The sequence below is a fragment of the Sulfitobacter sp. PR48 genome (assembly GCF_028807335.1).
Lineage (GTDB): Bacteria > Pseudomonadota > Alphaproteobacteria > Rhodobacterales > Rhodobacteraceae > Sulfitobacter.
In genome coordinates this window covers 299,033-321,954 of sequence record NZ_JARAMM010000002.1, presented here as the reverse complement: position 1 = coordinate 321,954, position 22,922 = coordinate 299,033, and the positions used below count along the sequence as shown (strand labels likewise).

General features: G+C 60.4%; 23 protein-coding genes. 4 read left to right on the top strand and 19 right to left on the bottom strand.

Annotated features, from left to right (window positions below):
- Positions 1–19: 19 nt before the first annotated feature.
- Positions 20–586 (bottom strand): DedA family protein, encoded by a 567-nt coding sequence (locus PVW51_RS04250; protein WP_274573725.1) that lies wholly within the window; start codon positions 584–586, stop codon positions 20–22.
- Between the two features lie 34 nt (positions 587–620).
- On the bottom strand, positions 621–1,439 hold the full coding sequence (locus tag PVW51_RS04245; protein WP_269366085.1) for a sulfotransferase family protein: 819 nt from the start codon (positions 1,437–1,439) through the stop codon (positions 621–623).
- A gap of 149 nt (positions 1,440–1,588) precedes the next feature.
- On the opposite strand from PVW51_RS04245, the gene PVW51_RS04240 reads away from it, so the two are divergent.
- Entirely contained in the window at positions 1,589–3,166 is a 1,578-nt protein-coding gene (locus PVW51_RS04240) for a DUF5928 domain-containing protein (protein WP_274573724.1), read from the top strand.
- A 95-nt stretch (positions 3,167–3,261) separates the two neighbouring features.
- Here the strand turns inward: PVW51_RS04240 and PVW51_RS04235 are convergent, their stop codons facing one another.
- The 10 genes from PVW51_RS04235 to PVW51_RS04190 all read right to left on the bottom strand — a co-directional run bounded on the left by PVW51_RS04235 (position 3,262) and on the right by PVW51_RS04190 (position 12,839).
- Positions 3,262–3,891: a DUF1523 family protein gene (locus PVW51_RS04235; protein WP_114273776.1), complete on the bottom strand. Its 630-nt coding sequence runs from the start codon at positions 3,889–3,891 to the stop codon at positions 3,262–3,264.
- An 11-nt stretch (positions 3,892–3,902) separates the two neighbouring features.
- Positions 3,903–4,169 (bottom strand): hypothetical protein, encoded by a 267-nt coding sequence (locus PVW51_RS04230; protein ID WP_274573723.1) that lies wholly within the window; start codon positions 4,167–4,169, stop codon positions 3,903–3,905.
- Positions 4,170–5,525 carry a DUF6638 family protein gene (locus tag PVW51_RS04225; protein WP_274573722.1) on the bottom strand — a complete coding sequence of 452 codons (1,356 nt, stop codon included), beginning with the start codon at positions 5,523–5,525 and terminating at the stop codon, positions 4,170–4,172. It abuts the gene before it with no gap.
- A gap of 66 nt (positions 5,526–5,591) precedes the next feature.
- Positions 5,592–6,215 carry a hypothetical protein gene (locus PVW51_RS04220; RefSeq protein ID WP_269366091.1) on the bottom strand — a complete coding sequence of 208 codons (624 nt, stop codon included), beginning with the start codon at positions 6,213–6,215 and terminating at the stop codon, positions 5,592–5,594.
- An 8-nt stretch (positions 6,216–6,223) separates the two neighbouring features.
- Positions 6,224–8,164: an ATP-binding protein gene (locus tag PVW51_RS04215; RefSeq protein WP_274573721.1), complete on the bottom strand. Its 1,941-nt coding sequence runs from the start codon at positions 8,162–8,164 to the stop codon at positions 6,224–6,226.
- Between the two features lie 53 nt (positions 8,165–8,217).
- A complete protein-coding gene (locus PVW51_RS04210) occupies positions 8,218–9,345 on the bottom strand; it encodes a hypothetical protein (RefSeq protein WP_274573720.1) in 1,128 nt (375 codons plus the stop codon).
- Positions 9,338–9,598: a hypothetical protein gene (locus PVW51_RS04205; RefSeq protein ID WP_269366097.1), complete on the bottom strand. Its 261-nt coding sequence runs from the start codon at positions 9,596–9,598 to the stop codon at positions 9,338–9,340. The genes PVW51_RS04210 and PVW51_RS04205 overlap by 8 nt, the downstream gene beginning before the upstream one ends.
- The gene (locus PVW51_RS04200; RefSeq protein ID WP_269366099.1) at positions 9,573–10,649 is read right to left on the bottom strand and encodes a hypothetical protein; all 1,077 of its coding nucleotides are present in this window, start codon (positions 10,647–10,649) and stop codon (positions 9,573–9,575) included. Before PVW51_RS04200 ends, PVW51_RS04205 begins: the two co-directional genes overlap by 26 nt.
- Positions 10,650–10,774: 125 nt before the next feature.
- The gene (locus tag PVW51_RS04195; RefSeq protein WP_269366101.1) at positions 10,775–11,866 is read right to left on the bottom strand and encodes a histidine kinase dimerization/phosphoacceptor domain -containing protein; all 1,092 of its coding nucleotides are present in this window, start codon (positions 11,864–11,866) and stop codon (positions 10,775–10,777) included.
- A gap of 181 nt (positions 11,867–12,047) precedes the next feature.
- The gene (locus PVW51_RS04190) at positions 12,048–12,839 is read right to left on the bottom strand and encodes an alpha/beta hydrolase (RefSeq protein ID WP_269366103.1); all 792 of its coding nucleotides are present in this window, start codon (positions 12,837–12,839) and stop codon (positions 12,048–12,050) included.
- A gap of 97 nt (positions 12,840–12,936) precedes the next feature.
- Between PVW51_RS04190 and PVW51_RS04185 the strand changes: the two genes are divergently transcribed.
- A complete protein-coding gene (locus PVW51_RS04185; protein ID WP_274573719.1) occupies positions 12,937–14,412 on the top strand; it encodes an NAD-dependent succinate-semialdehyde dehydrogenase in 1,476 nt (491 codons plus the stop codon).
- A 74-nt stretch (positions 14,413–14,486) separates the two neighbouring features.
- Here PVW51_RS04185 and PVW51_RS04180 read toward each other — a convergent pair whose 3' ends face one another.
- A complete protein-coding gene (locus PVW51_RS04180; protein WP_274573718.1) occupies positions 14,487–15,248 on the bottom strand; it encodes a hypothetical protein in 762 nt (253 codons plus the stop codon).
- Between the two features lie 275 nt (positions 15,249–15,523).
- On the opposite strand from PVW51_RS04180, the gene PVW51_RS04175 reads away from it, so the two are divergent.
- Positions 15,524–15,973, top strand: a complete 450-nt coding sequence (locus PVW51_RS04175) for a hypothetical protein (RefSeq protein ID WP_274573717.1) — start codon at positions 15,524–15,526, stop codon at positions 15,971–15,973.
- A 246-nt stretch (positions 15,974–16,219) separates the two neighbouring features.
- On the opposite strand, the gene PVW51_RS04170 is transcribed toward PVW51_RS04175, so the two are convergent.
- The 6 genes from PVW51_RS04170 to PVW51_RS04145 form a co-directional block, all read right to left on the bottom strand.
- Positions 16,220–16,690, bottom strand: a complete 471-nt coding sequence (locus PVW51_RS04170) for an Hsp20 family protein (protein WP_269366109.1) — start codon at positions 16,688–16,690, stop codon at positions 16,220–16,222.
- A gap of 144 nt (positions 16,691–16,834) precedes the next feature.
- Entirely contained in the window at positions 16,835–17,623 is a 789-nt protein-coding gene (locus tag PVW51_RS04165; RefSeq protein ID WP_274573780.1) for a trypsin-like serine peptidase, read from the bottom strand.
- Positions 17,624–17,719: 96 nt separating this feature from the next.
- Positions 17,720–19,114: a glycolate oxidase subunit GlcF gene (gene glcF / locus PVW51_RS04160; RefSeq protein ID WP_274573716.1), complete on the bottom strand. Its 1,395-nt coding sequence runs from the start codon at positions 19,112–19,114 to the stop codon at positions 17,720–17,722.
- A gap of 33 nt (positions 19,115–19,147) precedes the next feature.
- A complete protein-coding gene (locus PVW51_RS04155) occupies positions 19,148–19,516 on the bottom strand; it encodes a hypothetical protein (RefSeq protein WP_274573715.1) in 369 nt (122 codons plus the stop codon).
- Positions 19,513–20,622 carry an FAD-binding protein gene (locus PVW51_RS04150; RefSeq protein ID WP_274573714.1) on the bottom strand — a complete coding sequence of 370 codons (1,110 nt, stop codon included), beginning with the start codon at positions 20,620–20,622 and terminating at the stop codon, positions 19,513–19,515. Before PVW51_RS04150 ends, PVW51_RS04155 begins: the two co-directional genes overlap by 4 nt.
- Positions 20,623–20,698: 76 nt before the next feature.
- Complete coding sequence (locus PVW51_RS04145; protein WP_274573713.1) at positions 20,699–22,147, bottom strand: FAD-linked oxidase C-terminal domain-containing protein; 1,449 nt, start codon at positions 22,145–22,147, stop codon at positions 20,699–20,701.
- Positions 22,148–22,226: 79 nt separating this feature from the next.
- Here PVW51_RS04145 and PVW51_RS04140 point away from each other — a divergent pair, with 79 nt between their 5' ends.
- On the top strand, positions 22,227–22,919 hold the full coding sequence (locus tag PVW51_RS04140) for a DUF599 domain-containing protein (RefSeq protein ID WP_269366118.1): 693 nt from the start codon (positions 22,227–22,229) through the stop codon (positions 22,917–22,919).
- Positions 22,920–22,922: the final 3 nt, after the last annotated feature.

The window sequence follows — 22,922 nt, the reverse complement described above, 5'->3', positions numbered from 1 at the left end:
AACGCGCATGAAGCGCCTGTTACCCGCGCTTCTGAGAGCGGCGCAGGTGATGCACGGCCAGCAGCAGCGAAAGCGTGGCAGCCATGCCGCCACCCCAGACAATGACGGGAATATGGTGGATATGGCCCAGCACCCGCGCCAGAACCGCGCCCACAAGATGCCCGACCAGGATGTAGAACAAAGCCCAGATCGCAGATGAAACAGCGGTGATCGCTCCATATCGGCGATAGGTGATCTCTGTCTGGGCCAGCGCCAAGGGAACCAATATCCGCATGCCGGGTATAAAGCGAAAGGACGCGGCAAACCGGCCGGGCTGGCTTCGGACCTTGCCCAGCAGGGCCGCAATCCGGCTTCCCGCAAGTTGACGCTGCACAAACGGGTGAGACCGGAAACGCCGCCCGAGCCAGAAAAACAATGTATCTGCAATCCAGGCACCTGACCCGATGGCAAGCAGTACCGGGAAAAACGGCAGGACATGCCGGTGCACCAGCGCGCCGCCCATGATCGCAACGGATTCCCCTTCGATCCCACATCCAAGGAACAGAGCCGGCACGCCATAGGTGCTGACAAGGCTTTCCAGGCTCACGGCATCACCCTATGGCCAGGGACTGCCATGGCCCTCAATCGCCCAGTTTGGCGTGCACTTCGTCCAGGTCGATTTCGCCCACCGGCATCTTGTTGCCCGGATTCTCGAAATCATATTTGAACAATTCGAAGTCGCGTTTGTAGATTTCACGCATCAGGTGCATCGACAGATCGTCGAAATAATCTTCGACCGGATGGGCCCGTTTGGGGCCGTGCCCCTCGCTCTCGTTGAACCGCGGGATATCCGCAAGGCGGACCTGATGGGATGTCTCAATCGCGTCCAGCACGTCCTGCATCCCGTCGTTGAATGCCTCGGTCCAGAAAATCTTGTCATAGCGCCCACCGTTCACGATGAAGGTGCTGACATGGCCGGACATGGCCGACCAGTGAATGTCGGGGTCCATCGGCCGCCGCCACCGGATGGTATCGCGGGCGAACAACAGGAACCTGCGGAAACTGGCAATCTGGTCGAACTCCTGCTTGCCGTCATCGCCGCCGACTTCGATGCCATACTTCTGGATCAGCAGGGGGACCAGGTTGCCGCGATAGCGTTTGCCGTTGCGCTGGATGCCGCAGATCTTGTCGAAGAACGAGCTCAGGATCCGCGTGTAGGGATTGCGCACGCAGGTAAAGGCGTAGGACTTGTGGCCCTTGACGTTCTCGGTGATCGGAAGTTGCGAGGCATCCAGCGCCCATTTGTGCAACCCGGACTGTGCATCATGGATGTCACCGTCGAAGAATTCGCCGTGGTCGGAGTAGTACATGATCTGCCCGATTGTCGAACAGGCGCACTTGGGCACCACCCGATAGACCACGCTTTCGCTTTCCGTCATCCATGTTCCGGGAAACCCCATAGCCGACTGCCTCTCACTCGTTCTGTCATGACTGTTTTTAGCAACAGTTCTGAGTTGCCGCAAAAAAGCAAATAAATGCGGTTTATTCAATGTTGCTTCATCATTATCTAGGTAAACAATACAAGGTAAAGAGGCAGTTCGTTTCAGCCGTGGCCAAAATCGCTTACATACTGCTTTGTCACAAGGACCCGCTGGCGATCATCCGGCAGGCAGAGCGGTTGACGACGGCCGGCGACTATATGTCGATCCACTTCGACTCCCGGGCAAAGCCCGAGCATTACCAGCAGATCCGCGCGGCGTTGGACAATAACCCGAACGTGATCTTCGCGAAGAAACGTGTGAAATGCGGCTGGGGCGAATGGTCCCTTGTGCAGGCAACACTCAGTGCCCTGACCTCCGCCGTTGAGGCGTTTCCCCGCGCAACGCATTTCTACATGCTTTCCGGCGATTGCATGGCGATCAAGTCGGCGGAATACACCCACCAGTTCCTTGACGACAACGATGCCGATTTCATCGAAAGCTTCGACTACTTCGAAAGCGACTGGATCAAGACCGGCTGGAAAGAGGAACGTCTGATCTACCGGCATTGGTTCAATGAACGGACCCAGAAAAAGCGGTTCTACTGGATGTACGAGATCCAGAAGAAACTGGGGCTGACCCGCAACATCCCCGCCGATCTGCAGATCATGATTGGCAGCCAGTGGTGGTGCCTGCGCCGCCGCACCGTTGAATGGCTGCTGGATTTTGTGAAAAAGCGCCGCGATGTCGTCCGTTTCTTCCGGTCCACCTGGATTCCCGATGAAACCTTCTTTCAGACGCTGGTCCGCCACCTGGTGCCCGAGGTCGAGATCCGCTGCCGCACCCTGACCTTCCTGATGTTCACGGATTACGGGATGCCGGTCAATTTCTACAATGACCATTACGAGCTGTTGCTCAGCCAGGATTACCTTTTCGCCCGCAAGATCAGCCCCGAGGCGCAGGACCTGAAACGCAGGCTCGGGCTGCTCTACGCCGCCGAGGGCGTCCAGTTCCAGATCAGCAACGAAGGCCGCGGCCTGTTCAAGTTCCTGTCAGGCCGGGGCCGGATCGGCCGCCGCTTTGCCACCCGTTTCTGGGAAACCGAAAGCACGCTGGGACGCGAACGGGAACTGCTGATCGTTGTCTGCAAGAAATGGCATGTCGCCAAAAGGGTCCTGGACCGCATCCGGCAGGTCACCAACGTTCCCGCGATCGAGTACCTCTTCAACGAAGAAGATACGACCCTGCCCGATCTGGGCGGCATCCAGAACACGCTGGAAAAACGTCACCGCCACCGGCGGGCCTTGATGCGGATGCTGTTCGACTATTTCGAAACCGACCGCATGATTGTCTGCATGGACCCTGGCAACATCGAGCTTCTGAACGACTTCGCCTCGGATCGCTCCATCACCCGCATCCTCGAAATCGAATGCCAATTCACGGACAACTACCTGATCGGTCACGCGATGCGCGTGGGCCTTGCCGGGGAACAGACATCGCAGGACACGCTGGAACGCCTGTTGCCGACGATCCGCAACGACATGGTGCACGAAAGCGACCGCATCCGCGACGCCCAGTTCGAGAACCACATTCGCATCCGCGAGGCTGCCGATCCCGAGCTCAACGCCGAAAACCTTGAGAAATTCCTGAACATCTCCAAGGACAAGGCCCGCGAAATCGCCAAGACGGACTATCTGTTCGCAGACTGACGCAGATCATCGTTCTTTTGCCGGTAAACCGCCGCTTGGGGGAGCGAAAGGGCAAACCGCCCCCTCACCGGAGCACCCGGATCACAACAGCGCGGTCACTTCTTTGCCCGCCAGCTCCCGATCCACCGCGACATACCCTGCCGTTTCTCCGCCAGATCATCCTCAAGCGCCTCAAGCGTCGGGTCGATCCGCGCCCGCCGGAACCGCCGCCAGCGCACCCAGATGGCATAGACGATGGCAAAGAAAAGCGTGAGAATGATGATGTTCAGCCAGGGGATGCCCTTGGAAGCGTCGGGCCCCTCGACCTTGCGCAGCGATATGGCGTTGGGAAACACCGTCAGGAACTCGTTGCGCCAGCCGTAGTGTTTGATCGCATACCATTCCGGCGCCGCCTCGGTCGATTTGGCATCCGCCGCCTCTGCCTGCAGGTTCGAAGTGTCGAACTTGAAATAGGGCGGCCAGCCCCAGCCTGTATCCTCGTTGCGATAGACCATGACGTCACCCTTGGCGCGCCGCGTCTGGATGAAGAACACATCCCGGTTCGCCAGCGTCCCGTCCGTTCCGATATCCGCCTGTGCCCAGAAGATCGAGTTCTCACCCGGATCGACACGCTTTTCATAGGTATCGGTGACCCGGACGATATCGACCTGCGGCAGTGTGTAGTGGAAGAAGGCCGCCACCAGCACCCAGATGGTGATCCAGAAAACCCACTTGATAATCGCCATGTTGGCCCCTCTCAGGAAAAATTCGTCAGGTAAATGACCACGCCGACAACGACGACGGGTACGATATAGACGCCCAGGATCAGCTTGCGCCGGATCGACCCGTCATAGCGTTCAAGCCCGCGCTGCACAAAGGTGTCGCGGTCCACCAGCTGTTTGCCCTCGTACCACTTCTTGCGCAGCTTCGACCGCCGCACGCTGCGCGAATAGAACGACAGACAGACATAGATGATCGTCAGAACGACAAAGCCGATCACCAAAAGACGCGCCAGTGCAAACATCTATCTCTCCCTCACCGCGCCCCAGGGGCCGACACGGGCGATCATGTCGGACACCGGATCGGGCTTGCGGGGGGCAGGCTCTTCCATCGGCGCATCATGGCCGAAAAGCGCCGCCCGCGCACCCGCCTTGTCCATCTGATACTCGGCCACGAGGAAATCGGCAACATAGGCCTTCTTCGCATCCGGCCAGCGGGCATAGGTCTGATAGAACAATTCCTTGTGGCAGATGAACATCTGCCGCGCGTCCTTGGGGGCCAGTTCGGCCAGCAGCATGTTCACCAGCGCCGCGTCCTTGGTATCGCTCGCCCGCAGGGTATAGAAATAGGCCGGATGGTCCGAGGATATCCGCGGCCAGTTGCCGCCGTTCTCGGCCCAGTTCACCAGCGCGCCCAGCGCGTGGAACTCCTCCGGCAGCTTGTCCACATGCTCCCGCGCCAGACGCCGCATATCGGCGCGCGTGGCCCCGGTCAGGTCGCCGCCCTCATCCGCCACCGCGTCGATCAGGATGAAATCCATCTTCTGCCGCAGGATCGCCGCCGAGTTGATGCCCCGCGCCTCGACAATCGTTTCGGTCAGGCCGTTGTATTCGAAAAACTTGGCAAGCTGGTTCCGGTCGTCGGCGTCAAAGACATATTTGATCGGCAGATCGCCCAGATGATCCTTGCCAGAAGGAGCCACGACCGCCGGATGATCCAGATCCTGGAACAGGTAGAGACCGCCGAAATGCGCCGTCCAGAAATTCCGCTGGTCAAAGGACATCTGGCGCAGCCTGACCGGGTTGCGCACCACATCCCCGGTCTTGCCCGCCAGTTCGATCATCTGCGCGATCAGCACATCGTCGTACCAGCCGTCTTTCTCGGTCTTGAACCGCTCGACCATCTGCCCCAGCTTTTCCGCGTCGCGCACCGTGCCTGCGGTGGTATCGGCCTCGACCTTCACCCGTCTTATGTCGAACAGCCGCGCGGGGGTTGAGACGTCATAGACGCTGTTCACCAACTCTCCCGCCACCGCGTCACGGGCGGTCAGCGCAAACAACTGCGCCTCATTCTCGGCGATGAACTGTTGCAGAATGCCGCGCGAGGTGGAGAATTTCATGTTGAGCAAAGGCGCTGTTCGCTGCTCCATGGTCAGCAGGATGAACTGCCGGTTCACGCCCGCATGGTTGAGATAGAGGTGATCGCCCAGCTCGTCACCCACTTCGGGGGAATAGCCCGAGATATCGACGTGGAAATCGGTTTGGGTGGTGCGCTTGCCCGTGAGGTGTTCGAGCGCGCGGTTGTATCGGTCGACCAGCGCGGGGGAATCCACGTGGAAGAGGTTGCCGAACATGAGGCCGTGTTTGATGAGGCGGTTCATATTAAACGATCACAAGAAGGCACTGCAGCCTCCAATTAATGCAGGATTCAATTGACCCAGAGATATTCATTTCGCTCGGCCTAGTTTGTTCGCCAAGAAATGCTCAACCGGTTCAAGGGCATTCAAGAAGTCTTTTCGGAACTCGTCTTTCTCATCATCGAGTGAATCATAAAGTATGTCCCTCTTCTTCTTGAGTATCTTTTGATACTCAGCCGCCAGTTCTTGGTCCTCTCGGTAGTTCGCGTCGAGATAGTTAACGATGTAAATATAGAGTTCATGTTCGAGCGATTTGATCGATTTTACTATTTCGGACAGTTCTTTACCCCATAATGCGTCCGCTTCGATTAGTAGTGTATCTAATTCGACGCGCGAGGTTCGATGCTTTTCCCATCTGCGAGCGTAGGCTTGAACCACGCCCTGACTTCGACGTTGAGAAGCTGTGAGTTCAATTTCTGGCTTAGGATCAAGCTCCATTTCAGCATGTGGCATGGCAGGATGACGTACGGAGTAGAGAGAATTTCGATAGTTGTAGACACTAACTAGGATTCGCCTTGCAAGGTCGCGATCAGCTTGCCATTTGGCCTGATCCTGCCAAGTACCAAGGCCTTTCCAAGCCGCAATGGTTGCACCCCATGCTGCGCAAGCAATTAGGAGTGTTGCCAGAGCGGTTACAGCATCTGATATGTTCACAGATGCGCTCACCCTTCCCTACCCCCCAAATACCGCTTCTTCGCCTCTTCCATCCGCCCCATCTCCCGCACGGCATTCTCAATCGCCACCTCGTCCGACTTGTCGGCATAGCGGAATTCGCTGTCGGCGTAGCGGTTGATCTCCTGTATCACCATCTCCACCGTGATCGGCTGGCGCATGTCCTCGATCATCGCCTTCTTCTCATCATACCCCTTGAACAGGAACAGATCGGGGTTCTCCATCCATTCGTCGGGCAATTCAAAGTCCATCGCGCGGACCTTCACCGCATCCGTGATGTTCTTGATCGCACGACCCGTGAACCGCGCGTCCGCCTCCTGAATGCCCTTCAGGTAGGTGCCCAGCTTGTTGATCGTGTCCAGCTCCCCGATCTCCCCGCGCACCGCTTCATAGACGCGCAGCAACCCCGCCTCATGGGGCCTGGAATGGGATTCAAACGAGGCCGCCACCGCCTTCTTGATCGCCTGCGCCTCGAAGGCCTTGTGATCGCCCAGCGGGATGTCGTGGTTCCTGCCCATCAGCAGATACAGGATGTCGACGTAATCCTCCCGCGTCTGCGGCCCGTCCACAAGGAACCGCGCCCCGGCGCGCTGGCGCAGGGCGTCGTCCACGTTCTCAGGGTAGTTGGAGAACATGCCAAAGGTGCAATTGCCCCGCACAACCGTATTGGCCCCCGCGAAGCTTTCCATCAGCACCGCCGTGATCTCCAGCTGCCCCGCACTCGACTGCCGGTCGCCACGCTTGCCAGCCAGCTGATCGATGTCATCAATCGTGCCAAAGCCGATCACGCTGGGGTCGATGATGTTGTTGATAAAGGCCTTGGCGTTCTGGCCCGATTTGCCCTGATAGCTGTCGATGTTGTCCGTGCTCAGGTTCTGGTATCGGAACGGATAGCCCGCGTTGCCGCAATATTCGCTGATCAGCCCCGCCATCATCTGGATCAGCGTGGTCTTGCCTGTCCCCGGCGCGCCGTCACCCATGAAGGTAAAGATGAACCCGCCCAGATCGGCAAAAGGGTTCAGGCGGCGGTCGAAATCATAGGCCATCAGCATCTTGGCCAGTTTCATCGCCTGATATTTGGCGATGTGGTTGCCCACGACCTCGTTCGGCTTCTTGAAGGTCATCGTCAGCTTGGTGGACTTCGCCCTGGACGCGGGGCTGAACCCGGCAATTGTGAAATCATCCGCCTCGACCCGCCAGGACGCGCCCCTGAACCCCTCAAGGCGCGGGGCGGTCTGGGCGCGCAGGGCGACCTTCTCCATCAGCGCCTCGGCAAAGGCGCTGACCGTGGCCACCAGCCGCGCATCGTCCTGCGCATGCGCCGCGATGTCCTGATCCAGCTCCCACAGCGCGCCATGCAGGGCGGTCTGGCCGTTGTCTGTCAGCACCTCATCCACATCGCCGACCTCGACCGTCGTTTCGGACAGATGCGACGACAGCAGATAGGCGGTGGCATTGCCGAAGACATGAAGCGTCACCAGCGCTTCCGCTGCCAACAGTTCGGAAAACTCGGACTTGCGCGCGGCAGGCAGAGACCCTTCCAGGTTCGCGCGTTTCAGATCGCCCAGCCCGGATTGCTCCGCCACATTCTCGGCCACGGCCAGCGCGATGGCTGTGGCGCGGCGCAGGGCGTGCATCACGGTGGCCTGCAACGGCGTGACCAGCGTGTCACCATCATCCGCCCCTTCGATCCGCGCCAGAAGCTGCACCGCACCGCTGGGCGTGGTCCGCCGCGTGGCCAGACCCGGCGTCGTGCTGCGGAACCGCCGCCGCGTGCCGATGCCCGGCGACCGCTCTGACTGGGGCACCTCATCCGCGGCCTTGCCGATGCGCGGCGCGTGGTCGAACCCCTCCAGCAGGGAGAGTGCCACGCTCACGTGCTTTGCAATATCCTCTTCCCGAAGCTCCATCGCGTCAGATGTCTGGCTCATATCTCAAACTCATTTTCATTGTTCAATAAATACACTCTTCCGGCACGACGTCGCTAATATCGAAGAACACGTCCTTTCGGGCTGACCACATATTTCCGCACCGAGGCAAAGCCGGGGGGGCGTTTTTCCTCGAGCACCTGATAGGGCCGCTGGGGCAGGATGATGCTGCGCTCCGTCCGCGTCGCGCCCAGGTCCGGCCCTTGCACGCCGAAGGGATCAAGCGCGAAGACTTCCCGCTCGACCGTCGAGAACCAGCCCGATTTCTCTTCGATCACCCGGTCGCTCACCAGTTCTTCCTCGGTCCAGACCAGCGCCCAGTCCTGGCCCGCAGGCGCATTCGCCTCTGCCAGAACCTCGCGCAGGGGGCCCGCCTGCCGGGTGTAGGCGTGGCTGTACATCGGCCCCAGATGGAACCGGCGCATCCGTTTGGGGTGCAGATCGTCAAAGTCCTGATCAAAGCCGCGCGCGATGGTCAGCAGTTTCAGCCCGCCCAGCGCCTGCGCGCTCAAATGGGCCTGCACCTCCGGCCAGCGTCGTTCGTCCTTGGGCAGACCGATCCGGCCGGAATCTTCCAGTTCCATCAGGTAGATGACCGGCAGGTTGACCTCTGAATCGTAAGTGGCCCAGTGCAGGCGGAACCGTCTGCGCCCCTCGCTCACATTGCCCAGCCAGGCCGCCTGCGGATCATTCTGCACCCAGAACAGATCACCCCGCGCCAGTTCCGCATAATACATCCGCTGGGACAGGGCGAATTGCAGCTTGGTGGGAATTTTCCGGTCGCCGAGAATGGTCTGCACCATCTCATCCTTCAGCCGAGCTTCAGTCGGCATGTTTTCCAGGTGTTTGGCGGCCTGCTGCGCGTCATTGGCCATGGTCATGATTTCCGCCGTCACCGGAAAGCCGCTGTCGCGGTTGTCCATGGTCAACGAACCAAAGAAGCGGCCCGTCTCGCGCCCCACCAACAGATACTTGTAGCTGAGCGCACGGAAACTATGGGTCAGCTTGGCGGCATAGCGGGTGAGAATGTCGATTTCATCCTGGTCCAGCGCCCCTTCGGCCTCCATCACTCCGGCCACATGCAACATATGCTGCATGATGCCTTCGAACTTGGCGAAGTAGCGGCGCGACGCGAAGGTGTCGGTGATGCCGACGTGGTCTTGCGAAAGCGTAAGATCAGCCATCAAAAAAGCGTCTTTTCAGAATGAGCCAGTTTAACTCCCGGCTACACGTCCGGATGATAAGGAACACGGCAATCAACAACCCCAGGGCATAGAAATTGGCTCCAATGCCGATATTGAAGACAACCACCAGAAGGGGCGGAAGGCCAACAAGCGAAATACCAATCAACAAGTCGCGCCTGCCTCGGTCGGAAAGCAAGTTTCCCGAATGCCTGTTCCTGTATTCCTTTTCAGCCGCCATACTGATTGCTGTCATGTTTCTCGATGATCGCGGCAAACCGCCGTGCGAAACGCTCATCCGCCTTGGCCTTGGCCTCAAGAACTTCACGCGCGAACACCATGTGATCCTCGTGTTTCTCCATCATCTCGGCCATGCGGGCGTTGGTGGCGGCGCCGATCCCGGCCATGGCCGATTGCGCCTCCTGGTCCGTCTTCACACCGATCTCGTTGATGCGGTGCGCCACATCCTGCTGTTGCGCGGTTTTCAGCGATTTGGTCAGCGCGTCATAGAGCACCACGCGCTGCTTTGTGTCCGTCTGCAGTTTGTTGATCAGCACCATCTGCGTCGCCGCCTGGTTCTGCAGGGAGTCGATCCAGGTCTTGCCCTTCTCGATATAGCGCTCCAGCGTCTGGGACTTGGCCAGCTTGACCTGCTCCTCCTGCACCAGCGCGTTGTACTTCGCGTTGGCCTCGGCCAGCTCGGTTTCCAGCTTGGTACGTTTCGCGGCATCCGCTTCTGACGCGATGGCGTTTTCCAGCTTGATGATGTCCGGGTCCATGCCGCCGATATCGGCACGGATGGTTTCCAGCTCTCCCACCGTCAGCTCGCGTTCATCCAGCGTCTCGCTCAGATTGCTCTCGACCTTGACCTTCTGCTCTTCCAGCATCGCCAACTGCCCCTCCAGCAACTGGACGATCACGTCGGATTTGCTGATCAGATCCTGCAACTTGTCGTCGATCGAGGCAGAGCGCACCCGTTCCTGCCGCATGCTGTCCGCCTTTGCGCGGGAGAAGATACCGATGAAGGTTTCCATCCCCGTCTTGTTGCGCATCTCGTCGAAATCGCGGCTGAACCCGGCGGTGACATCGTCCAGGCCCATGATCAGTTCGGCGATGTTCGCGTTCATCACATCGGTATGGGCGTGGACATCTTCCAGAGACGCGTTCTCGATGTCGATCATCGCATCGTCACCCGTCTTCAGCTTGGCCCGCGCTGTTTCGATCCGGCTGGTCAGCTCTGCTATCTTGGATTGCGCCTGTGCGACCTGCGCCTGGGATTCCTTGACCTGTGCATCCAAATTCGACATTAAAGTCTCCGCTTTCCAATAAGTTAAAGTACATGTAGGTAATGTTATGGCAATTTACATCACCCACACCCGCAATTTAAACAGAGTGTGGCAAAAGCCCATGCCCTTGAAAAGAGGGCATTGAGTCAGGTCAGTGGCCAGCGCAGGGTCACAACATGCCCTTTTTCACCGGAATGCGAGGTCAACTCGCCCCCCAGCTGCTGTGCTGCCGCCTGCATGATGCGCATCCCCAGGCCGGTTCCGACAATAGTTTGAACGCCCCCCGCAGCAGGCGGCCCGCCATCGTCGGCACAGATCAGCACATAGCTTTCGCCTTCAATCTTGCCGGTGATGTCGAAAGCCCCCTTGTCACGCCCCTCGAAGGCATATTTCGCAGCATTCGCGATGGCCTCGTTCACGATCATTCCGACCGCTGAGGCAGCCCGGGACTGGAGCTTGCAGGGTTCCACCTCATGGCGCACATGGATGCCCTGCGGCATCTGCGCCGACGCCGTCTGAACCACCCGGTCAAGAAAGCCGCTCAGATTTACCATGGCACCCGCATCGGACAGATACAGCGCCTCATGCAGGTTGCTGACCATGGCCAGCCGTCCCTGTACAGCCTCCAGCGCCTCGCGCGCCTCGTTTGTCTTGACCGAACGCGTCTGGATGCGGATCAGCGCCTCCAGCGCCTGAAGGGAGTTCTTGACCCTGTGATCGACCTCGCGGCGCAGCATCTCCGCAGCACCCAAGGCTTCGCGCAGTTCAAGGTGACGCATCACCTGCTTTGCCAGGATCTTCAGCGTGGTGCGCTGCATTTCTGTCAGCACCCTCGGCACGCGGTCCAGAACACATAATGTGCCCAACGCCACGCCATCGGCCGATGTCAGCAAAGCTCCCGCATAAAACCTGATCTGCTCATCGCCTGTGACAAGCGGATTTGCAGCCGTGCGCGGGTCATTGGTTGTGTCCTGAACCTCCAGATAATCGCCGGACTGGATGGCATGCGCACAAATGCTCATCTGGATGGGGGTTTCCGTCACATCCAGACCCTGAACCGCCTTGAACCACTGACGATCCTTTTCGACCAGCGACACCAATGCGATGGGTGTCCCGCATATCTCGCCCGCAAGTCGTGCGATTTCATCGAAGCCTTCCTCGGGCGCCGTGTCCAGGATGTTGTATCCGCGCAGGAGCGCAAGGCGGATCTCTTCATCGTCAATCAGCTTGTCTTGCATCCAGGCTCTTTCATTGCCGCGCCGCATCCTGACGAATTGGCCCGAACGTGAATTTCACATCGGTATTGTTGAACTGATCTGCCGGGTCAAGGTTGATCGGGCGCTTACCTCCGGGCAGGCAGGACCCCTCCTTCGGGCGCAACCTGCGCAGGGTCCGCAACCTGACCGGCCAGGGCAGGGTTCAGCCGCCCAGCACAGCCCGGACCATGTCGCTTTCGGGATCGGCCAAGGCATCGATCACGTCAAAATGATGCTTGCCCTCGACAACGACCTGCCGTGCACCCCAGACCCGCGAGAGCTGTTCGGACTGTTCAAGAAAGGCGGGCCGTTCATCCGCACCGACCCAGACGGTCACATTGACGCCATGCGGCGGGCTCATGTTGACCGGGCTTTCCGCCTGTGCCTCTGCCGCGTCGATCCCCAGAATGTCGTTCATCGATGTCTGCATCAGCGGTGCAAGGTCGGCAACGGCGGAAATCGGGGCAATATTCGCGATCCGGTCGCGCACCTCGGACGGCAGCACCAGCGGATCGGTCATCCGCGACACCAGATGCCCGCCCGCCGAATGTCCCGCAAGCGACAATGTGCCGAATGTCCGCCTGGAAATCTCGGTAACGGCGGCGGCAATCTGGGTGGTGATTTCACCGATGCGCACGTCGGGGCACAGATCATAGGACGGCATGGCGACAGCCCAGCCGCGCGACAGTGGCCCCGCAGCCAGATGGGACCAATAGCTGCTGTCGAATGCCTTCCAGTAACCGCCATGAACAAAAATCACGGTCCCGCGCGACACGCCTTCGGGCTGAAAGAAATCAAAGACCTGCCTGTCAGAAGGGCCATATGACACCCCGATTTGCGCCCGCGCCCCCAGCTCCTGGCGAAAAGCAGCAGCTGCTTTTTCCCACTTCGGAGGGTATGTTTCAGCGCCCTCGATATGGCCGGAATTGTCATAGGCATCGTCAAACTGCGTCATAAGTCGTCCTCTGGATAGTGCCCCGAAACCAAACGGGAACTGGACAATCATAGCCAATGTTGCTTTGGGTTCCACAAACAAAAGCGGAGACAACCAAATGACAGACGCAAAAACCGATCTGAAATCCATGCTCAAGGATCCCGGCCTCCTGGAAACCCGCGCCTATATCGGTGGCAAATGGGTGGATGGCGAGGATGGCACATTTGACGTAACCAACCCCGCCCGCGGCGATGTGATCGCCAAGGTAGCGGACCTGAGCCGCGCGCAGGTCGCAGGTGCCATCGCACAGGCCGAAAAGGCGCAAAAGGAATGGGCCGCCTGGACCGGCAAGGAACGCGCCAACGTATTGCGCAAATGGTTCGACCTGATGATGGAGAACCAGGACGATCTTGGCACGATCCTGACCGCCGAACAGGGCAAGCCGCTGGCCGAAGCCAAGGGCGAAATCGCCTATGGCGCGTCTTTCATCGAATTCTTCGGCGAAGAAGCCAAACGCATCTACGGCGAAACCATTCCCGGTCATCAGCGCGACAAACGCATCACGGTGATCAAGCAGCCCATCGGGGTTGCGGCCTCGATCACACCCTGGAACTTCCCCAATGCGATGATCACCCGCAAGGCTGCCCCCGCACTGGCCGCAGGCTGCGCCTTCGTCGCCCGTCCCGCTGCGGAAACACCGCTGTCGGCCATCGTCATGGGTGTCCTGGCCGAACGAGCCGGCATCCCTGCCGGGGTGTTCAACGTGGTGCCCTCCTCGTCTTCTTCTGCCGTGGGCAAGGAATTCTGCGAAAACCCAGCCGTGCGCAAACTGACCTTCACCGGCTCCACCGAAGTCGGGCGCATCCTGCTGCGCCAGGCCGCCGATCAGGTCATGAAATGTTCCATGGAACTGGGCGGCAACGCCCCCTTCATCGTCTTTGACGACGCCGATCTCGACGCCGCGGTCGAAGGCGCGATCCTGTGCAAGTTCCGCAACAACGGCCAGACCTGCGTCTGCGCCAACCGCATCTATGTCCAGGCAGGCGTCTATGACGCTTTCGCTGCCAAACTGAAGGACCGCGTCAGCAAGATGAAGGTCGGCGATGGCTTCGCGGAGGGCGTCGAACTGGGACCGCTGATCAACGGTGACGCCAGCGAAAAGGTCAGGGAACATGTGGAGGATGCCGTTTCCAAGGGCGCCCGGATCGTTCTGGGATCGACAGAAGAAAAGCTCGCAGGCAACTTCCTCGCGCCGACCATCATCACCGGCGTGACCCAGGATATGAAAGTCTCCAAGGAAGAGACATTCGGCCCCCTCGCCCCGCTGTTCAAGTTCGAAAACGAAGATGATGTGATCGCAATGGCCAATGACACGATCTTCGGCCTCGCCTCCTACTTCTATGCCAAGGACCTGAGCCGCGTCTACAAGGTGGCCGAGGCGCTGGAATACGGCATCGTCGGCGTGAACACCGGGATCATCTCCACCGAGGTTGCCCCCTTCGGCGGCGTCAAGCAATCCGGCCTGGGCCGCGAAGGCAGCCACCACGGGATCGAAGACTACCTCGAAATGAAATACATCTGCATGTCCGTCTGACTGCCCGGTTGCCACGGGCGAAACAAATCCCCTCTCCCCCACGGGGGAGAGGGTTAGGGTGAGGGGGGCGTCCGTTACTCAACCCCATGGCCAGCAATCACCGCCGGATCAATCCTCGCCATCTCCGCATCGAACCGGGCCCATGTGATCGACGCCCGGTTGCCTGCATATCCGTGATAATGCGACTTGCCGGTGGCATTGGGCAAACCGGCCCAGATCTTTGCAAGATTGTTCATGAAGGCCACGCGCCCCAGCCTGCCCGCGCGGAATTCATGCAGACCCGCCTCCGCCAACAGGACATCTGCCAGACGGTCCTGAACAGCGGGGCTGAACCTAGCATTCGGGGCGATCCCAAGCTTTGCCACAACCCGGCGCAAGGTTGCGGGGATGAACTGGTACCTGCCGATGGCATGCGGCTGGCCCGGTGTTTCCTCGATCCAGCGGAAAATTTCGGCCAATGTCATCTGTGTCGGGGGTTTCGGCGTTTTGACGCGCGCCCCATGCTGGACGGCCTCATAGCCATCGCGCCGCGATTCCGCCGCACCGATCAGCGCCCGCAGCCGCGCAACATCCGAGCCCTGCACCAGCACCGGCGACGCAGTGTCGAAGGCAGGTTCATGGGCGGGTCTTTCCGCGAACAGGCCGGCCGCGGCACGGCCCACGAACAGGCTGGGGGTCTCCTTGCTGTCACGCGAAAGGGCAGGCGTTGCAATCAACCCGCCCCGCGCGCCGCCCCAGTTCCCTTGCGAAAACAACGATCCGCTTTCGGCGCGGAGGATGTTGCATGGAACCGATGCGCACAGCACTGCCAGCAGAATTGGGGAAACGACACGCATCACGGCTCCGGCCTGGGGGACCGGGGCAGACTGGCAGTTGCGCCCTAATATTCCGTAACCGTCGCCACCGGGAAACCGCACTGCGATTGCAAGCCCCTTACCACTCCCGCGCCGGGGCGCAAGAAGCGGTCTGCCGCCGACATCCTGCGATCTGCGCAAGCTGCCGCCGACGCGGTGGCAGGCGGGAAACCCCCTGCCCATATCCGGGTTGGCACCACAACCGGTGGGCAGGATGCCTGCCGGTCTCTCGCCTTAACAGACAGAAAGGAAAACCTATGACCTTCTCGAAAATCACCCGGACCCTCGTCGGATCGACAGCTCTCGCGGCAGCATTCTCCATGCCGCTGATGGCGCAGGAAGCACCGGCAACCTCGCCGACACCTGAACAGCCGACAACCGAAATTGCACCCGCAGCCACCGCCGAGATCAACAGCGCCACGACCGAGGCGATCGAAAACGGTACGGCTGTCGCGGTGACGTCAGACGATGCGGTGATCGGCAAGATCGAGACAGTGACCGCTTTGGAAGACGGCATGAACCGCTATGAGATCGCCCTGGGTGATTCATATGATGTCGAAGGCGGCCGCGTGTCGATCCAGAGTGCCGACCAGCTGAATGCCGAAGGCCAGCTCGAACTGGAAGTCACCGAACAGGAATTCGCCGCCGCAGTCCAGCAGCAGCTGGGCAATGGCGCAGGGACGGGCACCGAGACGCAGACAAACTGATTTCTCCCGGTTTGAACCCAAGACTGCCTCGGCTGTCCCGGGGGTCGGTTCTGCTACGGCAGATCCGGCCCCCTTTTTTTCAGGGTGGACACCGGCGGATGATCATCGACCACATTCGGAACTAACGATTGCCTGAGCGCCGCTCATCAAAAAACCCGGAGCATCTCTGCTCCGGGCCCGGTCCGTCTTGAGTGAGGTTCAGACCGTGATCCGCCCCTTGGGGCTGACCAGCGTGAACCGGCCGCCTCAGTTGACGGATTTCGCGTCGACGACATCCTTGTCCAGCACCTTGGTATCCGATGCGATCTGGATCTGCCGGGGCTTCAGTGCCTCGGGAACCTGGCGCTGCAGTTCGATGTGCAGCATCCCGTTGGCATGCGCGGCACCCGTCACCTGGACGTGATCCGCCAGATGGAACCGGCGTTCGAATGCCCGTGTCGCGATACCGCGATGCAGATAGGTCTTTTCTTCATCCGCGTCCGCTTTGCGCGCAGACACGATCAGTGCCTTTTCACGGACCTCGACGCTCAGGTCAGCGTCGGCAAAACCTGCCACCGCAATCGAAATGCGATAGCTGTCGTCGTCGAGTTTCTCGATGTTGTAAGGGGGGTAGCTGGGGGTTGCCCCATCATTGCTCAACACGCGGTCCATCATGTTGGCGATCTGGTCAAAGCCAACGCTGGAACGGTAAAGCGGTGCAAAATCATAAGTACGCATGTGTCATCCTCATCTTCGAGCGATTAACGATATGGACCTTCCACCATTGGACAGGTCCGGCCTTGTTGTCAGGACCCTGCAGAGGCGTCCTGATATCGAAGATGTGGGAATACCATATCGGGGTTTCAAGACCCCGCTGACAGATCAGGGGCGCACGAACTTCGCGCCCGTATCCGTGCCACGTTGCCCGGCCAGGATGCTCTTGCTGCCGCTGCCACTGACCGGGAACACACCTTTTCCGGCGACCAGTTCCGCCTGCAACAGTGCCAGTGGCGTGGACAGCGCCGTACCGAGAGAAACCGTTTCCCCCTCGACCTCTGCCTTGGCCGAGACCACGGAGACGACATGGGCCTCGCCGTTTTCCAGCGAGAAGATCGGCGCGCCGCTTGATCCGAAATCGACCGAGCAGGAGGTCACCAGAACGCCCTCCTGCTGCGCGATCACCTTGCAGAGCTCTTGCAGCGAGGGGGCTTCGGACCGGTCTTTGGCATAGCTGACCACACCAACGGAATCCCCCGGTCTGGGGCGTGCGGCAGTGCCGAAAGGCTTGATCGTCGTGTTGTTGATGGGCCGCTGCAACTCCAGCAGCGCCAGGTCATTGCGCACCCGATCGGAGGAGACGACATCGTCATAAATGTAATCGGGGTGCACCACCGCCCTGCGGATGTCCCGGTAGGCCCCTGCGCGGCCGTTTCGCCACCCGGCAAGAAAGCGCACCTTGCTGTGATCCACACGCTGTTTCGTCTCGCGGTCGAACAGGCAATGCGCCGCGGTAAGCACAAGACGGGGGGCGATCAGCGTGCCGGTGCAAAATCCGCTTCCGGCGATATCCAGCCGCCCCACGGCCTCCCATGCGGCGGCATCATCACCGGAATCCAGACGCTTGAGCCGGGCATCCTGCGCTACAACCGCCGTTGCGGTGACAACCACCATCAAAGTAAATGCCAGTAAACGCCGCACGAATATCCCCTAAGCCAAGCCACTCGTGCCTTGTTATGGACAACTTGCGGCAAAAATTGGGCAGCCCCCTTAACGCAGCCGGGGAATTTCCGCCTCGTCCGACAATTTTCCGCTCAGGGCGAGCGGCACCGGCCCGCCTGAGGCCCAGTCCAGCAATTCCACCGTGTGCACCACCGGGACAGAGGCCGCAGATCCGATCTGCATCATGCAGCCGATGTTGCCCGCCGCGATCACATCGGGTTGCCGCGCCTCCAGCGTCCGGATTTTCCGGGTTTTCAGTTGCTTTGAAATTTCCGGCTGCATCAGGTTGTACGTCCCTGCGGAGCCGCAGCACAGGTGCGGATCCGCAGGCTCCACCACGGTGAACCCGGCAGCCTTCAGCAGATCTTTCGGGTGGCTCTTGATCTGCTGGCCGTGCTGCAGCGAACAGGCCGCGTGATAGGCCACTGTCAGCCCCGCTGCGGGGCGGTTAGGATCACCGCGCCCTGCATCCGCCCCTGCCAGGTGATCGTCGGAACCCGGGCTTTCCCCATCAGCCGCAAACGCATCGGACAGGTCGACCAGAACTTCGGAAACATCCCTGGCAATTGCGGAAACCCGCGCGGCATCTCCTGCCAGGGGATCATTCCGGAACATATGGCCATAATCCTTGACCGTCGTGCCGCAGCCCGAGGTGTTGATCACGATGGCGTCCAGCCCCGCGCCGTCCATCTCGGCGGTCCAGGCACGAATGTTGCGCGCCGCGGAACGATGGCTTTCGTCAGTCTTTCCCATGTGATGGGTCAGGGCTCCGCAACATCCCGCCCCCCGAACCACGACAACCTCGCAACCCATGCGGGTCAACAGCCGGATCGTGGCATCGTTGATATCGGTGTTCAGCGCCTTCTGGGCGCAGCCCGTCATCAGCGCCACCCGCATCCTGCGCCTCCCCTTGGCAGGGAACGTCTGCGGGTCATCATTGCGGCTGACCGGCGGGATGACCCTGGGCGCCATTTCCAGCATCGCCCGCAGCCGGGCATCCGGCATCAGCCGGGCAAAGGGGCGGCCGATCTTTGCGCCCAGCAAGGCCATGCGAAACCGCATCGGGTGGGGCAGGATACGTGCCAGCATCCAGCGCAGGGCCCGATCGCCAAAGGGCCGCTTGTAGTTCTGCTCGATATAACTGCGGGCATGATCCACCAGATGCATGTAGTGAACCCCTGACGGGCATGTCGTCATGCAAGCCAGACAGGACAGGCAACGGTCGATGTGCTTGACCGTCTTGGCATCCGGCACCCGTTCGTTTTCCAGCATGTCCTTGATCAGGTAAATCCGCCCCCTGGGACTGTCCAGCTCGTCTCCCAGTATCTGATAGGTCGGGCAGGTGGCGGTACAGAACCCGCAATGCACGCAAGACCGCAAGATCTCGTTGCTGCGCGCAACGTCGGGATCCTTCAGCTGGGCGGGGGTAAAGGTGGTCTGCATGATGGCTCCGCTAACTTTGATCTGACGACGGGTTCATCCGACCAGCAACTGGGCGGAAGCCAGACCGAACCAGGGCACCGTGGTCCCGCCCGCCCCCAGAATGCCGGTCCAGCGGCGCATGTACAGCCCCGGTTCCGCCCGCCGGAAAGCCTGTGCGCCAAGGGCCAGCACACCGATCCAGGCGAACCACAGCGCCAGAATGCCCCCCACCGTCAGCATCACCTCGTGCCCCCATAGCCCCGCAAAGCCAATGCGCAGCCCAAGCCCGAACAGGGCAAAGACTCCGGCAAAGACAATAAGTGCCTGCAGCGCATCACGCGACGGGGCAGGTCGGGTCAATGCCCGGAAGGTCAGCGGCCCCCCGACAAAGAAGATCGCAAAGATACCGATCAGAACTGTCATACAGCCTCCATCAATCCCGGATTGAAGATACCCTTCGGGTCGAACCGCGCGCGCAATCCCGCGGCCAACCGCGCCACGCCGGGCAATTCCGGCTGGAATCGGCCCAACCGCGCCTTGGTCGCCGCGTCGGCCCGGATCAGGGTCGCGTGGCCGTCAAACGCCCCCAGCCGACCGCGCAGGTCATGGCCCGTCGGCACCCGCAGCCAGATCAACCCGCCGGACCAGTCGAAAAAATGCGCCTGGGCACCCGATCTTGCCGCCAGTTCCGGCCCTTCCGAGGGCTTGCACGACACCCGCCAGACATCGCCCGAAACGCCGTGAAACGCCTCGACATCCCGCAATGCGGCCCATTTCCGCGCCGAGGCATCGGATTGCAGCACATGCGCATCGGCGCTGGCCAACAGGTCCTTCAACCGCCGCAGCCGGTAGGCAACCGAATCTTCAAACCCCTCAAGCCGCAGATAGCTTTCCCCGGCGCCCGGATCATGTGCCGCGCCGGTGATCTCAAAGGGGCTGCCCATCGCGCGACACAGCGCCGCGACGGCACGCATATCGTCCAGACCGGACAGTACAAGAGTTGCCTCCGTCTCGGGTCGGGGCAGAACCTTCATCGACACCTCCGTCAGAACCCCCAGCGTGCCACATGACCCTGCCATCAGCTTGACCAGATCATAGCCCGTGACATTCTTCATCACCCGCCCGCCATTCTTGATGACCACACCCTGACCGTCGACAAATCGAACCCCCAGCAGGAAATCCCGCGCCGCCCCCACGGCAAGGCGCCGCGGCCCCCCGACATTTGCCGCGAATATCCCGCCGATGGTGGGTTCGCCTTTCGTGGCCAGAAGCCCCCTGTGGTCCATCGGTTCGAATGCCAGCCGCTGGTTTTCCCTGGCGAGGGCCTGTTCGATCTCCGCGACAGGTGTTCCGGCCCGCGCCACCATGGTAAGCGCACCCGGTTCGTAAAGCGTGATCCCAGAGAGCCCCGCCACGCTCAGGACCTCGCCCGCGCCGGCCAGACCACGCGTACCGCCACCACAAACCGACAGAGGGCCCCTGGCCCCGGCAATTGCTGCGCTGACTTCTTTTTCCGAACTGAGATTCATTTTCTTTTTGGCCTTAAATATTCCCGGGGGTTTGGGGGCAGCGCCCCCAATGCATTGCCGCAGTCACCCGGCGACATCACTCAGCCGCCAGCATCGCCGCCCGCCGCCGTTCCGAGGCATTCAGCGGGAACACCTTGGCCGGGTTCAACAGCCACGCCGGGTCAAACACATCTTTCACCGCCATCTGCGCCTCCAGATCCTCCGGCGTATACTGAACATGCATGAGGTCCCGCTTCTCGATCCCCACGCCATGCTCTCCGGTCAGGCAGCCCCCCACCTCGACACACAGCTTGAGAATTTCTGCCCCGAAGGCCTCGCACAGCTCCAGATCGCCGGGCTTGTTCGCATCGAACAGGATCAGCGGATGCATGTTCCCATCGCCCGCATGAAAGACGTTGCCGACCTTCAGGCCGTATTCCGCGCTCATCTCACCGATCCGGCGCAGGACCATCGGCAGGGAAGAGACCGGAATTGTCCCGTCAAGGCACATGTAATCATTGATCTGCCCCATCGCGCCAAAGGCAGACTTGCGGCCCAGCCAGATCTTGGCCGATTCCTCCGCCGATTTGCTTTCGCGCAGCTCTACCGGGTCATGACGCAGTGCAATCTCCTTGATCAGCGAAAGTTGATGGTCGATCTCGGCATCTGATCCCTCAACCTCGACGATCAGCAATGCCTCGCACATCGGGTATCCCGCCTTTGCAAAAGCCTCCGTCGCCTCGATGCAGGGGCGGTCCATGAATTCGATCGCCACCGGCAGCACACCCGCCTTGATGATGTCCGACACACAGGCCCCTGCCACCTCATTGTCGTCAAATCCCATCAGGACAGGCCGCGCGCCCTCCGGCTTGGGCAGGATCCGCAGCGTCGCCTCGGTCACGACACCAAGCTGGCCTTCCGATCCGCAGATCAGCCCCAACAGGTCAAGACCCCCGGCATCGAGATGTCCGCCACCGATTTCAACAATCTCGCCATCCATCATCACCATGGTGACCCCCATCAGATTGTTGGTTGTCACGCCGTATTTCAGGCAATGTGCCCCGCCCGAATTCATCGCGATGTTCCCGGCGATGGCACAGGCCAGCTGGCTGGACGGGTCGGGCGCATAGAAAAATCCATCCGCCTCGACCGCACCCGTCACGCTGAGATTGGTGCGTCCCGTCTGCACCCGTATCAGCCTGTTGACGTAATCGGTTTCGATCACCGCATTCATCCTGGCCACACCGAGGATCACGCAATCCGCGGTTGGCAAAGCACCCCCTGCCAGCGATGTCCCCGACCCGCGCGGCACTACCGGCACCCCTTCGGCATGGCAGATCCGCAGAACAGCAGAGACTTCCGCCGTGGTGGCGGGCAGCACCGCCACCATCGGCGCGCATCTGTAGGCGGTCAGCGCGTCGCATTCATAGGCCCGCGTCTCCCGCGGATCGTCGATCACCGCATCCCCCGGCAATACGTCACGCAAACGCGCGACGATACGTGCCTTGCGAGCAAGGACCGAAGCATCCGGGATCGGCATTTCCATCGCACTACTCCAATTTGGTAAAATAATATGACCAATTTACCGCTATGGCAATAGTATTCCAGTCGCGTATGAACAACCCATGAATTGGATCGACCGCCTTGCCCTGTTTGACCCGCTGGATTTTTCAGCCGTGGTAATCATCATCCTTCTCTGGCTGTCTCTTGGATGGCGGATCGAGAACCCGGCCGCCCACCGGCCTTCGGTATCGGTCCTGATGGCAGATTATCGTCGCGAATGGATGCGCCAGATGATCACCCGCCAGCCCCGCATTTTCGATGCGCAGACCATCAGCACACTGAGGCAGGGTTCGTCTTTCCTTGCCTCCACCTGCGTGATCGCCATTGGCGGGACACTCGCGCTGATTGGCAATGCCGAACGTCTTGCCAGCGTGGCAAAGGATCTGACATTTGCGCATCAGCCCGTCTTTGTCTGGGAAATCAAACTGCTGCTTGTGGTCTTCTTCCTGGCGAACGCCTTTCTGAAGTTCATCTGGTCAAACCGGCTCTTCGGATATTGTTCCGTCCTGATGGCGGCGGTGCCCAATGACGCCACCGACCCCAAAGCGCCCCGGATGGCCCACAAGGCCGCTGAAATAAACATCTTTGCCGCGCGCAGCTTCAACCGGGGGTTGCGCTCGATCTATTTCGGGCTGGCCAGCGTGGCCTGGCTGGGGGGCGCCCTGATGTTGATCGCTGGTGCATTTGTGACACTATTTGTGATCTGGCGACGGGAGTTTGCCTCCCGTTCCCGGGGGATACTCTTGGAAAAGTAGATA